Genomic DNA, 14,038 nt, shown 5'->3' on the forward strand with positions numbered 1-14,038 from the left:
CCCGGGGCGGAGGCCCGGGTACGTCCGGGGCGGTGCACCGGTCCGCGAGACCCGCGCCCCAGCACGCCCGGGCGGTAGCCCGGTACGCACGGGGGGCTGCCGCCCGGAGCAATGCCCCGACACGCCCCGGCCGATACACCGGGCCGCAAGAACCGCACCCCAGTACACCCGGAGCGACAGCCCGGCCTGCGAGGAGCGGCGCCCCGGCACCTCCCGACCGGCAACCCCGGCCCACCCGGAGCAACGCCCGGTACGCCCTGGCCGATACACCGGGCCGCAAGAACCGCGCCCCGATACGCCCCGAGCGACAACCCGGTCCGCGCGCGGTGGTGCCCCGGTACGCCCCGGCCGGTGCGCCGGCAGCGCGGGCCGCGCGGGGTGGTGGCGCGGTCAGGGGGCGGCCGCGGCCACGTGGCCGTTCAGGGACGCCAGCGGCGTGTCGGCGAGCCCGAGCTCCGTGGCGCGGTCGAGCAGGGACCGCAACCGGGCGTCGCCGTCCTGCGAGGACATCAGCCGGGTCAGCAGCGCCGACACCGTCAGGTCGCGGACGTCTCCGGCCGAGACCGCGCCCACCATCCGGCTGAGGTCCTGCGTGAAGTCCGACGTTCCGTCCAGCCACGACCTGCCGAGGGCCTGGGCCGTCTGCGAGTTCTGGACGAAGCCGTCGATCCCCTTGCCGAGCGAGACCGAGGAGACCAGCCGGTCCAGGAAGACGGACTCCCCTCCGACGATGCTGATGTCGGCGTTCTCCAGCCCCGTGGCCAGCACCGTGGCCTGCGCCTCGGCGACCTGGCGCTGGACGTCCAGCCCGGCCAGCCGGACGTCCTTCTCCGCCTCCAGCCGCAGCCGGTACTCCTCGTGGGTGCGGGAGGCGTCGTCCAGCGCGGCCATGGCGGCGGCCTTCTCGGTGAGGCCGGCCGCCTCGGCGCGCAGCCGGACCTCCAGCCCCTCCGCCTCGGCCCGCATCCGCGCCTCGGTGGCGGCGGCCTCGGCCAGCCCGGTCTTCTGCACCACCTCGGCCTCCGCGTCCCGGACCGCCACCGCCGCGAGCCCTTCCGCGGCGGCCTCCGCCCGGACCGCCTCCGCGAGCCGCAGCTTGGCCCGCGCGTCCAGGTCCGCCGTCTTCAGCCGCGCCTCGGCCAGGGTGAGCTGCTCCGCGGCCCGGTGTGTCGCGGCGGCCTCCGCCGCCTCGGCGGCCTTGATGTCCTTGACCAGCTTCTCCTGCGCCTCGGCCTCCGCCGCGATGACGACGGCCTGACGCTCCCGCTCGGCCTCCTCGACCGCGCGCAGCCGCTTGATGGACTCCTCCTGCTCGGCGACCGTCCGGTCCACGGCGACTCGCTCACGCACCACCTCGGCGATCTCCCGGCGCTCCGCCTCGACCTCCTTCTCGGCGGCGATGCGGGTCAGCTGGGTCTCCCTCTCGCGGGCGATGACCTCCAGCAGCCGGTCCTTCTCGATCCGCTCGTTCTCGATCGAGATGACCCGCTCACGGTTCTTCGCGGCGACGGCGATCTCCCGGGCCTGGTTCTCCCGCTGGATGCCGAGCTGCTCCTCGGTGCGCAGGAAGGCGGCCTGTGCCCGCAGGCGCTCCTCCTCCACCACCCGCGCGGTCTCCGCCTCCTCGCGGGCGCGGACGGTGTCGATCTCCCGCTTCTGCTTGATCTCCGCGTCGGCCTGCCGGCGCTCCAGTTCCAGGATGGCCTCGCGGGCGTCCACGTCCTGCCGGGTGATCTCCTTCTCCTCGGTCCGGCGCGCCTCGTTGGTGCGGACGTGCTCGATCGCGGTGAGTTCGGTGATCTTGCGGATGCCCTGCGCGTCCAGGACGTTGGCCGGGTCGAGCTGGGTGAGCGGGGTCTGCTCCAGGTAGTCGATCGCGGCGTCCTCGAGGCAGTAGCCGTTGAGGTCGACACCGATGACCTCGATGATCCGGAACCGCAGTTCCTCGCGCTTGGTGTAGAGGTCGGTGAAGTCCATCTGCTTGCCGACGGTCTTCAGCGCCTCGGAGAACTTGGCGTTGAACAGCTCCTGCAACGTGCCCTGGTCGCTGGCGCGGGCGGTGCCGATGGACTGGGCGACCCGGATGACGTCGTTGACGGTCTTGTTGACCTTGACGAAGAAGGTGATCCGGATGTCGGCGCGGATGTTGTCCCGGCAGATCAGACCGTCCCGTCCGGTGCGGCCGATCTCGATGGTCTTCACCGAGGTGTCCATCACCTCGGCCTTGTGCAGCACCGGCAGCACGATCTGGCCGGTGAACGTGACGTCCACCTTCCGCATCTTGGAGACGATCAGCGCCTTGCCCTGCTCCACCTTTCGGAACAGCTTGGAGAAGACCAGCACCAGCAGCAGGGCGACGAGCAGGCAGCCGGCGAGAACCACGCCGATACCGGTGGAGACAGCGTCCATGGCAACGTCCTCAAGCGTCAGGGAAGACCTCTGAGCGGTACGGAGAACGATCGGACGGCGCGCGGGCGAGGCCACGGCGGGGCCGTCGGCGGGGGTCCGGCTCCGGAACCCGGCACACTGCCGGGGTCCGGAACCGGAGTCGTCCCCCGTGCTCCCCGTGTACGCATCATGAACGCCCGTGATCCACCGGCGCATTGCCGGTTTCCGGCAGCGTTGACTAGGGTCTTCCTGCCAGAGAGGCGTCAAGAACGCGTTAAGAAGCGTCAAGGAACGGGCGGTGGGGCGATGTCCGCAGCAGAGGGACCGGCGGTGTTCCTGGAAGGACTCGACCGCATCCTGACGGAGGTCGCGGCCACCGGACGCCGCCTGACGCGGGACGAGGTGGAGTCGCGGCGCGAACTGGGCGAGCAGGCGGCCGAGTCGGGGCTCGGACTGCGCGGAATGGTCAGCGCGCACCTCGCCGCGGCCCGGGAGGCCTGGCCCGCCGCGGCCGGCGGGCCCGGCGGCGGGCGGGGTTCGGCGGACCGCGCGCTGGCCGCGGTGCAGCAGGTGGTCGACTCCTTCGCCGAGGGGTACGAACGGGCGCAGCGGCAGGCCATCCGCCAGGAGGAGGCGGGGCGGCGGGAGTTCATCGACGACCTGCTGCACGGCCGCAGCGACCTGGGCCGGCTGGCGGAGCGGGCCGAACGGTACGGCCTGCGGCTGGCCCGGGCGCACGCGGTGGCCGTGGCCGAGGGCCCGGCGGCGTACGAGGAGGGCGACCCGGTGCCGCGGCGGGTGGTGCGGGCGGTGACCGCACGGTTCGGCAGCCGGCGGATCCTCGTCACCACCAAGGAGGGGCGGCTGCTGTGCATCGCGCCGGGCGACCAGGACGACGTCCTCGCCTGGTTCGCCAAGCACGCCTACGCGGCGACGGACGGCGGGCGGGTGGCGGTCGGGCGGGCCCATCAGGGGCCCGGGGGCGTCGTCCAGTCGTACGAGGAGGCGCTGGGCACGCTGGAGATGGCGGAGCGACTGGGGTTCGAAGGGCCGGTGCTGAGGGCGGCGGACCTGCTGGTCTACCCGGTGCTGGCACGCGACCGGCAGGCGCTCGCCGACCTGGTGGTGAGCGCGCTGGGACCGCTGCGCGCGGCGCGGGGCGGGGCCCAGCCGCTGCTGGACACGCTCACCGCGTACTTCGACTCCGGTTGCGTGGCGGCGGAGGCGGCCCGGCGGCTGTCGTTGAGCGTCCGGGCGTTCACCTACCGGCTGGAGCGGATACGGAAGCTGACGGGGGCGGACCCCGCGGACGCGGGGCAGCGGTACACGCTCCAGACCGCCGCGATCGGCGCGCGCCTCCTCGACTGGCCCGCGCAGGAGGTGTGACGGTCCGCCCCGCGGGGCGGACCGTCAGGCCGACTTCTTCCGTGAGGCGGTCTTCTTGGCTGTGGTCTTCTTGGCGGCCGTCCTCTTGCCGGTGGTCGTGGACTTCTTCGCGGAGCCGCCGGAACCGCCGGAGCCGCGCGATCCGCCGGAACCGCCCGATCCGCCGCGCGAGGACGCCGTCTTCCTGGCCGGGGACTTCTTCGCGGTGGACGTCGACTTCTTGCCGGAGGTTTCCTTGGGCGTGGCCCGGGACCCCTCCATCCGGTGGACCTCGCCGCCCTCTCCCCGGGACTGCTGGGCCGCGCGGACGCTGTTCTCCAGCGCGGCCATCAGGTCGAGGACCTTGCCGCCGCCCTCGGGGGCCTCCGGCACGACCGGGGCCTCCTGGCCGGCGGCCTTGGCGGCGACCATCTCCTCCACCGCCTCGCGGTACTCGTCGTGCAGGTCGTCGAGGTCGACCTCGCCGAGCGTGTCCATCAGCGCGTCCGCCAGGTCGAGCTCCTGCTCGCGGACCCTGACGTCGCCCTCGGGCGCCACGCCCTCCGGCTGCCGGATCTCGTCGGGCCAGAGCAGGCCGTGCATCACGATCGCCTCGTCCACCACCCGCAGCATCCCCAGCCGCTCCCTGCCCCGCAGGGCGAACTTGGCGATGGCGACCTTGTTGCTGCGTTTGAGCGCCTCCCGCAGCAGCGTGTACGGCTTGGCGGCCTGGGCGCCGCCGGCCGCGAGGTAGTAGGCGGACTCCATCTGCATGGGGTCGATCCGCTCGGTCGGCACGAAGGCGACGATCTCGATGGTCTTGGCGGTCGGGATGGGCAGCTGCTGGAGGTCGTCGTCGGTGATCGGGATCATGGAGCCGTCCGACTCCTCGTACGCCTTGCCGATCTCCGCCTGGCTGACCTCCTTGTTCTCCAGCTCGCAGACCTTCCGGTAGCGGATCCGGCCGCCGTCCTCGGTGTGGATCTGCCGGAAGGACACGTTGTGGTTCTCGGTCGCGTTCACCAGCTTGATCGGGATGCTGACCAGGCCGAAGGAGATGGCGCCGTTCCAGATCGATCGCACGTTCAGCACCCTTTCGACAGGCTTCCCTCGATATGCGCCCCTTGCGTGGGATTCTTATCGTATGACGCCGATCACAGAGGTGGAGGGGCGGCGGATCCCGCTCTCCAACCTGGAGAAGGTGATCCATCCCGAGGACGGCTTCACCAAGGGGGAGCTGCTGCACTACTACGCCACGGCCGCCGGGGCGCTGCTGCCGCACCTGAGGGACCGGCCGGTCTCCTTCCTCCGGTATCCGGACGGGCCGCGCGGCCAGGTCTTCTTCTCCAAGAACGTTCCCCCCGGTACCCCCGAATGGGTCACCACGGCGGAGGTCCCGCGGTCGGAGGGTCCGTCCCGCATGGTGATGGTGCAGGACCTGCCCTCGCTGATGTGGGCGGCCAATCTGGTGACCGAGTTCCACACCCACCAGTGGCGCGCGGACGCGCCCGGCGAGGCGGACCGGCTGGTGTTCGACCTGGACCCGGGGCCGCCGGCCGGGATCGGCGAGTGCTGCGAGGTGGCGCTGTGGCTGCGCGACCGGCTGGCCGAGGACGGGGTCGAGGCGTACCCCAAGACCTCCGGGTCCAAGGGCCTGCACCTGCTGGCGGCGGTGCGGTCCGCGTCGTCGGAGCGGACCAGCGCGTACGCGAAGGCGCTGGCGGTCGAGGCGGAGGCGGCGATGCCGCGGACGGTGCTGCACCGGATGACGCGCAGCCTGCGGCCGGGCAAGGTGTTCGTCGACTGGAGCCAGAACGCCGCGAAGAAGACCACCGCCGCGCCGTACACGGTGCGGGCGCGGCCCACGGCGGCCGTGTCGGCGCCGGTGACCTGGGACGAGGTCGCCTCCGGCGCGCCGGAACGGCTGGCGCTGCGGGCGCCGGACGTACTGACCCGGCTGGAGCGGGACGGCGACCTGATGGCAGCGCTCCTGGACCCCACCCGCGCAAGCCCCCTACCCCCCTGACCGGCCCGCACACACCGGGCGACCCGTCCGACCCGCCCACACCAGGGCACCCGTCCGGCCGGCCTGCACCCGGCGACACAGTCCCGCCCGCGCGCCGGACCACCCGCCCAGCCCGCCCACGCCCGGCGACCCCACCGACCCGCGTGCGCCGGGCGACACCATCGCGCCCGCCACCGGGCGACCCGTCCAGCCCTAAACCGGCCCCCGCCAGGAGAGCCCACTGACTCGCTCACGCCCAGCGACCCGTCCGGCCCGCCCGCGAGCCCACCGGCCCGCACACAGCGGGCGACCCGTCCGTCCGGCCCACGCCGGGAGCCCACCGCCCGGCGCGCGCCGGGCGACACCGTCCCGCCCGCCAACGGGCGACCTGCCCGCCCGAAGCCCACCCGCGCCGGGTGAGCAGCGTCGCCCACGCCAAGCCGGACCGCCCCGCCCGCGCCCCGGCAACCCGTTCCGACCTGGTCACGTCAGGTGAGCCCGCCGGACCGCCCGCCGCCGGGTGATGTCCCACCCCGAACCCGCCCGCACCGGATGAGCCCACCAGCCCCGCCACCGCGAGCGACACCGTCCCGGCCGCCGCCGGGCGACCCGTCCCGGCCGAGGCCCGCCCGCGCAGGGCGACCCGCGCGGCGCTGCACCCGGACGGCGTCGTACGGCGGGCGGGGGGAGCGGCGGGTGCCTAGCGTGGCAGCACGTAACGGGTCCGCGACATACCGGAGGTCCCCATGGCCCTGCGCCGTTCCCTGTCCCGCGTCGCCATGAGCGCCGCCGCCACCGCCCTGCTCCTCACCGGGGCCGCGCCGGCCGTCGCCGACGCACACCCCACCCCGCCGGGCGACCGGTTCTTCAAGGGCCTGGTGACGGCCCGGGGCGGCCTGCAGCTGCACACCTCGCCCACCACCGGCAGCGAGGTGATCGGCTTCGCACCCAAGGGCTCGGTGGTCGACATCTTCTGCAAGGCGCCCGGCCAGACCGTGGACGGCAACCCGCTCTGGTACCTGCTGGCCGACGGCACCTGGGCCTGGGGCCCCGCCCGCTACATCGACAACATCGGCCCGGCACCCCGTTGGTGCTGACATAACAGGACATCACGGCCACCGCTTGCTACGTTCCGAGCCATGACCACCCAGGCCGCGCGGGACCGGAGGACGGCGGAGCCCACGCCCGTCACGGCGGCACCCGTCGGCCGCCGGGGCGTCGAGCTCGCCCTGATCCTCCTCGCCGTGTTCCTCTCCGTGTGCGGCTACTGCGCCGTGGGCCTGGCCCGCACCGGTCACCTCCCGCCCGACGCCGTCCGTCACGGCGCCGGGCTCGGGGTGCTGGCCCTGCTGGCCCACCTCGCGGTCCGGCTGCGGGCGCCCCACGCGGACCCGCTCCCGCTGCCCATCGCCGTGCTGCTCAACGGCCTGGGCCTGGTGCTGATCCACCGCCTCGACCTGGAGACCCCCGGCGACCGGGCCGCACCGGCGCAGCTGATGTGGTCGACGCTGGGAATCGGGCTGTTCGTCGCGGTCGTCTGGCTGCTGCGGGACCACCGCGTCCTGCGGCAGGCCACCAAGGCCTGCGGGATCTCCGCGCTGGTCCTGCTGGTGCTCCCGGTCCTCTTCCCGGCGGTGAACGGCGCCCGGATCTGGATCCGTCTGGCCGGTTTCTCGCTCCAGCCCGCGGAGTTCGCCAAGGTGCTGCTGGTGGTCTTCTTCGCGGGGCACCTGGCCGTGCACCGCGAGGCGCTCGCCGAGACCGGCCGCCGGGCGCTGGGCCCGGTGGTGGCGACCTGGCTGCTGAGCGTGGGCGTCCTGGTGCTGGAACGGGACCTGGGCACCTCGCTGCTCTTCTTCACCCTGTTCGTGATCCTGCTCTACGTCGCCACCGGCCGCCTCGCCTGGATCGCGTTGGGGCTCGCCCTGCTGTCGGCCGCCGCGGTGGCGGTGGCACGCGTCGAGCCGCACGTGCGCGGGCGGGTGGCGGACTGGCTGGACCCGTTCGCCTCGGTGGAGGCGGGCCTGGGCGCGGGCCAGATCGCCCAGTCGCTCTTCGCCTTCTCGGCCGGCGGGCTGTTCGGGGAGGGGCTGGGCCAGGGGCAGTCGATCCTGATCGGCTTCGCGGCCAAGTCGGACTTCATCCTGGCCACGGCCGGCGAGGAGCTGGGGCTGGCCGGGCTGAGCGCGGTGATCGTGCTCTACGCGCTGCTCGTCGAACGGGGCTACCGCGCAGCACAGTTGACGCGCGACCCGTTCGGGCGGCTGCTGGCGGTGGGGCTGGCCTCCTTGATCGCCGTCCAGGTGTTCGTCATCGCGGGCGGGGTGACCGGGCTGATCCCGCTGACCGGGATGGCGATGCCGTTCCTGGCACAGGGCGGATCCTCCGTGGTCACCAACTGGGTGATCGTCGCCCTGCTGATCCGGCTCGGCGACGCGGCCAACCGCGACCCCGCCGACGGCGACACCGCGGAACGGGAACCCGCGGACGTCGAACCCGCGTACAGCGACCCCGCCGGCGGCACACGCGAGGGCGGCGAACCCGCGGACGGCACACGCGAGGGCGGCACACGCGGGGGCGGCGAACCCGCGGACGGCGCACGCGGGGGCGGCGGGCCCGCGGGCGGACGGAGGGCGGTGGCGGGGCCGTGACCCGCACCGTGCGCCACGCCGCGGTGTTCTGCCTGCTGCTGCTCGCCGCGCTGCTGGTGAACGCCGCCCGGGTGCAGGTGTTCGATGCGGGGGCGTACGAGCACAGCCCGGCCAACCGGCGGGCCGACATCGACCGCTACCACCGGGCCCGCGGCGACATCCTGGTCGGCGGACGCCCGGTCACCGGCTCCATGGATTCCGGGGGGCGGCTGCGCCATGAACGCACCTACGCCGAAGGACCGTTGTACGCGCCGGTCACCGGCTTCGCCTCGCAGGCGTACGGGACCACCCTGCTGGAGCACACCGAGGACGACGTCCTCAGCGGCAGTCATCCGCTGCTCGCCGCCCTCCCCCTGCTCGGCGGCCCGGCCGACCGCGGCGGCGACGTGGTCACCACCATCGAACCGGCGGCGCAGCGGGCCGCGTTCGAAGGGCTGGGCGACCGCAAGGGCGCGGTGGTGGCGCTGGAGCCGGCCACCGGGCGGATCCTGGCGATGGTCTCCACCCCCTCCTACGACCCGGCCGAACTGTCGAGCAACGGGCCGTCGGCGGCGCGGGCCTGGCGCCGGCTGCTGGCGGACGCGGACCAGCCGATGCTCAACCGCGCGGCGCGGCAGACGTATCCGCCGGGCTCGACCTTCAAGGTGGTCACCGCCGCGGCCGCCCTGGAGGCACGGGTCGTGCGCGACCTCGACCAGCGGGTCGGCGAGCCGGGCCCCTACCGGCTGCCGGGCACGGACACCGAGCTGACCGACGAGCGGGCGGAGTGCGGCCGGGCCACGCTGCGGCAGGCCTTCGAGTGGTCCTGCAACACGGTCTTCGCCCGGCTGGGCGTCCGGGTGGGCGCGCAGCGGATGGCGCGGACGGCGCGCGGGTTCGGTTTCAACGACGACGGGCTGCGGGTGCCGTTCTCGGTGGCCCGGTCGACGTTCGACGCGGACGTCGACCCGGCGCAGCTCGCCCTGTCCTCGATCGGGCAGTACAACACCCGGGCCACGCCGCTGCAGATGGCGCGGGTCGCGGCGGCGGTGGCGGGCGGCGGGCTGACACGCACGCCGTACCTGGTGGAGCGGACCACGACGGACGGCGGGACCACGATCGGCCGAGCCGGGCCACGGGGGCTGCGGCAGGTGGTGCGGCCGTCCACCGCACGGCTGCTGCGGGAGCTGATGACGGGGGTGATCACGGACGGGACCGGCCGCCAGGCGGCGATCGCCGGTGCGGTGGTGGGGGGCAAGACGGGCACGGCGCAGCACGGGGTGGGGAACACGGGGACTCCGTACGCGTGGTTCGTGTCGTGGGCGCGGGGCGAGGCGGAGCTGGAGCCGCGGGTCGCGGTGGCGGTGGTCGTCGAGGACGCCGAGGCCGACCGCGGCGACATCACCGGCGGCGACGTCGCGGCCCCCGTCGCCCGCGCGGTCATGGCGGCGGCCCTCTCCTCCTAACCGGCCCCCCTGCCTGACCGGCCCTGACCGGCCCCCTGCCGGACCGGCGCCGCGGAAGGCGCCGGCACGGCCGGGCAGGCGGTCCACGGAACCCGCACATCACCTCGTCGGACAATCCACCGACCGGTGTCACCCAGGGGATTGACGCGCTTGCTGACACGCAGTCTCATAAGAGAGGGATACCGCCGGTAACACTCGTACGACCGACCGCACGACGAGGTGGAGAGCCATGACGACCGTGACGGACACCGACACGCTCGCCGGACTGCGCGACGCGCTCGGCCTGCTGAAGGACCGCGAGCAGGTCGCCAAGCGGCTGCTCGACTCGTCCGCGAAGCACTCCTTCGACCCGGACAAGGAGCTGGACTGGGACGCCCCCTTCGAGGAGGGCAAGTGGTTCTGGCCCCCGGAGCTGGTGTCGCTCTACGGCACGCCGATGTGGAAGCGGATGAGCGAGGAGCAGCGCATCGAGCTCTCCAAGCACGAGGCCGCCGCGCTCTGCTCGCTCGGCATCTGGTTCGAGATCATCCTGATGCAGCTGCTCTGCCGGCACATCTACGACAAGAACCCGACCAGCAACCACGTCCGGTACGCCCTCACCGAGATCGAGGACGAGTGCCGGCACTCGAAGATGTTCGCCCGGTTCATCCAGCGGTCCGGCTGCCCGGAGTACCCGGTCAGCACCGTGCACCAGAACCTGGGGCGGCTCTTCAAGACCATATCCACCACCCCCGGATCGTTCACCGCGACGCTGCTCGGCGAGGAGATCCTCGACTGGATGCAGCGGCTGACCTTCCCGGACGAGCGGGTCCAGACCCTCACCCGCGGCGTCACCCGGATCCACGTCGTGGAGGAGGCCCGCCACGTCCGCTACGCACGCGAGGAGCTGCGCCGCCAGATGGTGACCGCGCCGCGCTGGTCGCGTGAGTTCACCCGGCTCACCTCCGGCGAGTTCGCCCGGGTCTTCTCGGTCGCCTTCGTCAACCCGGACGTGTACACCAACGTCGGCCTCGACAAGCGGCAGGCGATGGAGCAGGTCAGGAACAGCGGCCACCGCCGGGACGTGATGCAGACCGGCGCCAGGAAGCTGACCGACTTCCTCGACGACATCGGTGTGCTGCGCGGCCCGGGCCGCAAGCTCTGGCAGTCCTCGGGCCTGCTGGCCTGACCCGCGCCGGGGGCTCGCGCATGCCCGCCGCGCCCCGCCGCGCCCCGCCGGGGGACGCGGCGGCTCGCGCGCCACACTGGTGGGGTGAAGAGTGAAGAGACGCCCTTCGAGGGCGGCCCCCTGGACGGCCGGCGGCTGCCCGTGCTGCTGGGGATGACCGGGCAGCCGCCCAAGTACTACAAGGTGCCGGTGCCCGACCCCGGCGGCGGGCCGCCCACCGTCCTGGTCTACCGCCGGGAGCCGCGGGCGCACGGGCGCCGGCTCGGGCTGCCGACCGGCTGGAAGTACGTCTTCGTCCCCGACGGCACCGGCGACGAGGGGCGTCCGCGCTGGCCCTGGTCGCGCCCCTCGCGCGTCTCCCCGCCCACCGGCGGGTGACATCGTTGCGCCACCCGCCGACCCTCGGCGCGCGGGCCGCGGCGGACGCGCCCATCCTGCCGGTGCGGAGCGGAAGGACCGCCCCGCACCGGAGGTGACGTCATGCCAGGACGCCCATCGTACGGGGCCGTTGCCCGCCTGCTGTGCGCCGCCGCGGTGGCGGCCGGCGCCCTCTCCCCCGTACCGACCGCCTTCGCCGAGGACGACTCGGCGCCGCCCTCCGCCGCCCGGCGGCCGGTCGCCGTCCTCCTTGCCGACCTGCGCATCCTCCACCGGCAGGCCGGGAAGGCCGCCGAGGCGTACGACGCGGCCGGCGAACGGCTCGCGCGGGAGCGGGAGAAGGCGGACCGGCTCGACGCCGAGCTGGCCCGGACCCGGCTCTCCCTGGACGACAGCCGCGCGGCGGCCGGACGCTTCGCCCGCGCCCAGTACCGCGACACCACGGGCGCGGTCTCACCGTACGTGCGGGTGCTGTTCGCCCGCGACCCGCAGACCGCCGTGGAGGAGGGCCGCCTGCTCGCCCGCGCGGCCCGCGAGCACGCCCGCTCGGTGGAGCGGCTGACCGGCGGCGAGCACCGGGTACGCGACCTGGCCCGCCGGGCGCGCGCCGCGCTGGACGCGCAACTGGTGCTGGCGGAGCGGAGGAAGAAGGCCGACGACCGGGTCCGGGACAGGCTCGGCCGCATCGAGGCGCTGCTCGCCTCACTGACGCCGGCCCAGTTGCGGGCGCTGGCCGCCCACGAGCGCCGCACCGGTGGAGACGCCGAACGGTGACGCAACGCCGGGCGGTGCCAGCACGCCGAACGGCGGCGGGACGCCGGGCGGCGGCGGAACGCCGAATGGCGGCGCGACGCAGGACGATGCCGGGACGCCGAACGGCGGCGGCACGCCGGGCGGTGCCGGCACGCCGAACAGCGGCGGCACGCCGGGCGGTACCGCGACGCCGAACAGCGGCGGCACGCCGGGCGGCGGCGCGACGCCGAACAGCGGCGGCACGCCGGGCGGTGCCGGGACGCCGAACAGCGGCGGGACGCCGGGCGGTGCCGGGACACAGGGCGGCGGCGCGACGCAGGACGGTGCCGGGACACAGGGCGGCGGCGGAACGCCGGGCGGTGCCGGGACGCCGAACGGCGGCGGGACGCCGGGAGGTGCCGGGACGCCGAACGGCGGCGGGACGCCGGGAGGTGCCGGGACGCGAACCGGGCAGCCGACCGCCCGCGGATGACCGGACCCGCCCCCGCCCGTCCGCTCGGGCGGGCGGGACGGCGGGCCGCGCAGCGGTCCGGAAACGGCCCCGCCGCCCGGCCGGAAGGCGGGGCGGCGGGGACCACGGCTGCCGCGGCGCGCGGGGCGTCAGCCGCTGACGGAGGCCAGGTAGGCGTTCGCCTTGTCCGGGTCGAAGAAGAAGTTCTCGAAGTCCGCCGGGTCGTTGAACCCGTTGGCGAACCGGTCGGCGACCGGCGGGAGCTGACCGGCGGCGCCGATCAGGTTGAGCACGTGCTCCGGCGGCGGGGCCAGCATGGCGTTGGTCCACTTCGTGACGTGCTGGGCGGTCGCCCAGTAGCGGTCGAAGGTGGCCCGCATCCAGTCGTCGTCGAACGGCTTGTCGCCGTGCTCGACGATGGCCGCCAGGTAGGCGGCGGCGCACTTGGAGGCCGAGTTGGAACCCTGGCCGGTGATCGGGTCGTTGGCCACGACCACGTCCGCGACGCCGAGCACCGAGCCGCCGCCGGGCAGCCGCCCGATCGGGTTGCGCACGGTGGGCGCGTACCGGCCGGAGAGGGTGCCGCCCGCGTCGGTGAGCTCCACATTGGTGGCGCGGGCGTACTCCCAGGGCGTGAAGCGCTCCATCAGCTCCAGGGTGAGCGCCAGGTGCTCGGAGGGGTCCTTGACGCCCCGGAAGACGTCCAGCGGGCCGCCGGGCACGCCCTCCCAGAAGAGGATGTCGGCGCGGCCGGAGACGGTGTACGTCGGCATGATGAACAGCTCGCCGACGCCCGGCACCAGGTTGCAGCGGACCGCGTCGAACTCCGGGTGCTCGGGGCGCGGGCCCAGGCCGTGGACGTAGGCCACCGCCAGCGCGCGCTGCGGCTCGGTGTAGGGCGAGCGGGAGGCGTCCCGCTCGAACATGGAGACCAGCTCGCCCTTGCCGGCCGAGACCAGCACCAGGTCGTAGGTGCGGGAGAAGTAGTCGAGGTCGGAGACGGCCGCCCCGTGGATGACGAGCTGGCCGCCGCGCTGGGCGAAGGTCTCCATCCAGCCCGCCATCTTGACCCGCTGGTCCACGGACTGGGCGTGGCCGTCGAGCTTGCCCACCCAGTCGACGACCCGCTGCGACTCGGGGCCGGCGACCGAGACACCCAGGCCCTCGATCTTCGGCGCCTGGGACTCCCAGAAGTTCAGCTGAAGGTCCCGCTCGTGCTGGAGGGCGGTGTGGAACATGCACTGCGTCGACATGACGCGGCCGGAGCGGATCTCGTCCGCGGTCCGGTTGGACATCAGGGTGACCTCGTAGCCGTGCTGCTGCAGGCCGAGGGCGAGCTGGAGACCGGACTGACCGGCTCCGACGACGAGTATCTTCCGCATGCGGAATGTCTCCTACTCCGGACGCTGCGACGCGCCTGGTTGATCGGATCTG

General features: G+C 74.1%; 12 protein-coding genes. 9 read left to right on the plus strand and 3 right to left on the minus strand.

What is annotated here, in order from left to right; translation table 11 throughout:
- Positions 1–390: 390 nt before the first annotated feature.
- Positions 391–2,409 (minus strand): SPFH domain-containing protein, encoded by a 2,019-nt coding sequence (locus tag GBN72_RS09610; protein ID WP_151771290.1) that lies wholly within the window; start codon positions 2,407–2,409, stop codon positions 391–393.
- Between the two features lie 285 nt (positions 2,410–2,694).
- On the opposite strand from GBN72_RS09610, the gene GBN72_RS09615 reads away from it, so the two are divergent.
- Entirely contained in the window at positions 2,695–3,774 is a 1,080-nt protein-coding gene (locus GBN72_RS09615; protein WP_151771291.1) for a PucR family transcriptional regulator, read from the plus strand.
- Positions 3,775–3,798: 24 nt separating this feature from the next.
- Here GBN72_RS09615 and ku read toward each other — a convergent pair whose 3' ends face one another.
- Positions 3,799–4,836, minus strand: a complete 1,038-nt coding sequence (ku, locus tag GBN72_RS09620) for a non-homologous end joining protein Ku (RefSeq protein WP_164540527.1) — start codon at positions 4,834–4,836, stop codon at positions 3,799–3,801.
- Between the two features lie 61 nt (positions 4,837–4,897).
- Here ku and ligD point away from each other — a divergent pair, with 61 nt between their 5' ends.
- The 8 genes from ligD to GBN72_RS34820 all read left to right on the plus strand — a co-directional run bounded on the left by ligD (position 4,898) and on the right by GBN72_RS34820 (position 12,625).
- Positions 4,898–5,779: a non-homologous end-joining DNA ligase gene (gene ligD, locus GBN72_RS09625; protein WP_151771293.1), complete on the plus strand. Its 882-nt coding sequence runs from the start codon at positions 4,898–4,900 to the stop codon at positions 5,777–5,779.
- A 725-nt stretch (positions 5,780–6,504) separates the two neighbouring features.
- On the plus strand, positions 6,505–6,855 hold the full coding sequence (locus GBN72_RS09630) for an SH3 domain-containing protein (RefSeq protein ID WP_151771294.1): 351 nt from the start codon (positions 6,505–6,507) through the stop codon (positions 6,853–6,855).
- Between the two features lie 42 nt (positions 6,856–6,897).
- On the plus strand, positions 6,898–8,409 hold the full coding sequence (locus GBN72_RS09635) for an FtsW/RodA/SpoVE family cell cycle protein (protein WP_151771295.1): 1,512 nt from the start codon (positions 6,898–6,900) through the stop codon (positions 8,407–8,409).
- Positions 8,406–9,854, plus strand: coding sequence for a penicillin-binding transpeptidase domain-containing protein (locus GBN72_RS09640; RefSeq protein WP_151771296.1), 1,449 nt, complete (start codon positions 8,406–8,408; stop codon positions 9,852–9,854). Before GBN72_RS09635 ends, GBN72_RS09640 begins: the two co-directional genes overlap by 4 nt.
- Before the next feature lie 229 nt (positions 9,855–10,083).
- Positions 10,084–11,022, plus strand: a complete 939-nt coding sequence (locus GBN72_RS09645; protein ID WP_151771297.1) for an AurF N-oxygenase family protein — start codon at positions 10,084–10,086, stop codon at positions 11,020–11,022.
- Between the two features lie 84 nt (positions 11,023–11,106).
- Positions 11,107–11,400, plus strand: a complete 294-nt coding sequence (locus tag GBN72_RS09650) for a DUF8847 domain-containing protein (RefSeq protein WP_151771298.1) — start codon at positions 11,107–11,109, stop codon at positions 11,398–11,400.
- 102 nt (positions 11,401–11,502) lie between these two features.
- On the plus strand, positions 11,503–12,174 hold the full coding sequence (locus GBN72_RS09655) for a hypothetical protein (RefSeq protein WP_151771299.1): 672 nt from the start codon (positions 11,503–11,505) through the stop codon (positions 12,172–12,174).
- Positions 12,155–12,625, plus strand: coding sequence for a hypothetical protein (locus GBN72_RS34820; protein ID WP_174887101.1), 471 nt, complete (start codon positions 12,155–12,157; stop codon positions 12,623–12,625). The genes GBN72_RS09655 and GBN72_RS34820 overlap by 20 nt, the downstream gene beginning before the upstream one ends.
- 128 nt (positions 12,626–12,753) lie before the next feature.
- Here GBN72_RS34820 and GBN72_RS09665 read toward each other — a convergent pair whose 3' ends face one another.
- The gene (locus GBN72_RS09665; protein ID WP_151771300.1) at positions 12,754–13,986 is read right to left on the minus strand and encodes a styrene monooxygenase/indole monooxygenase family protein; all 1,233 of its coding nucleotides are present in this window, start codon (positions 13,984–13,986) and stop codon (positions 12,754–12,756) included.
- Between the last annotated feature and the right edge of the window lie 52 nt (positions 13,987–14,038).

The organism is Streptomyces abyssomicinicus (genome assembly GCF_008974245.1).
Classification (GTDB): domain Bacteria; phylum Actinomycetota; class Actinomycetes; order Streptomycetales; family Streptomycetaceae; genus Streptomyces; species Streptomyces abyssomicinicus.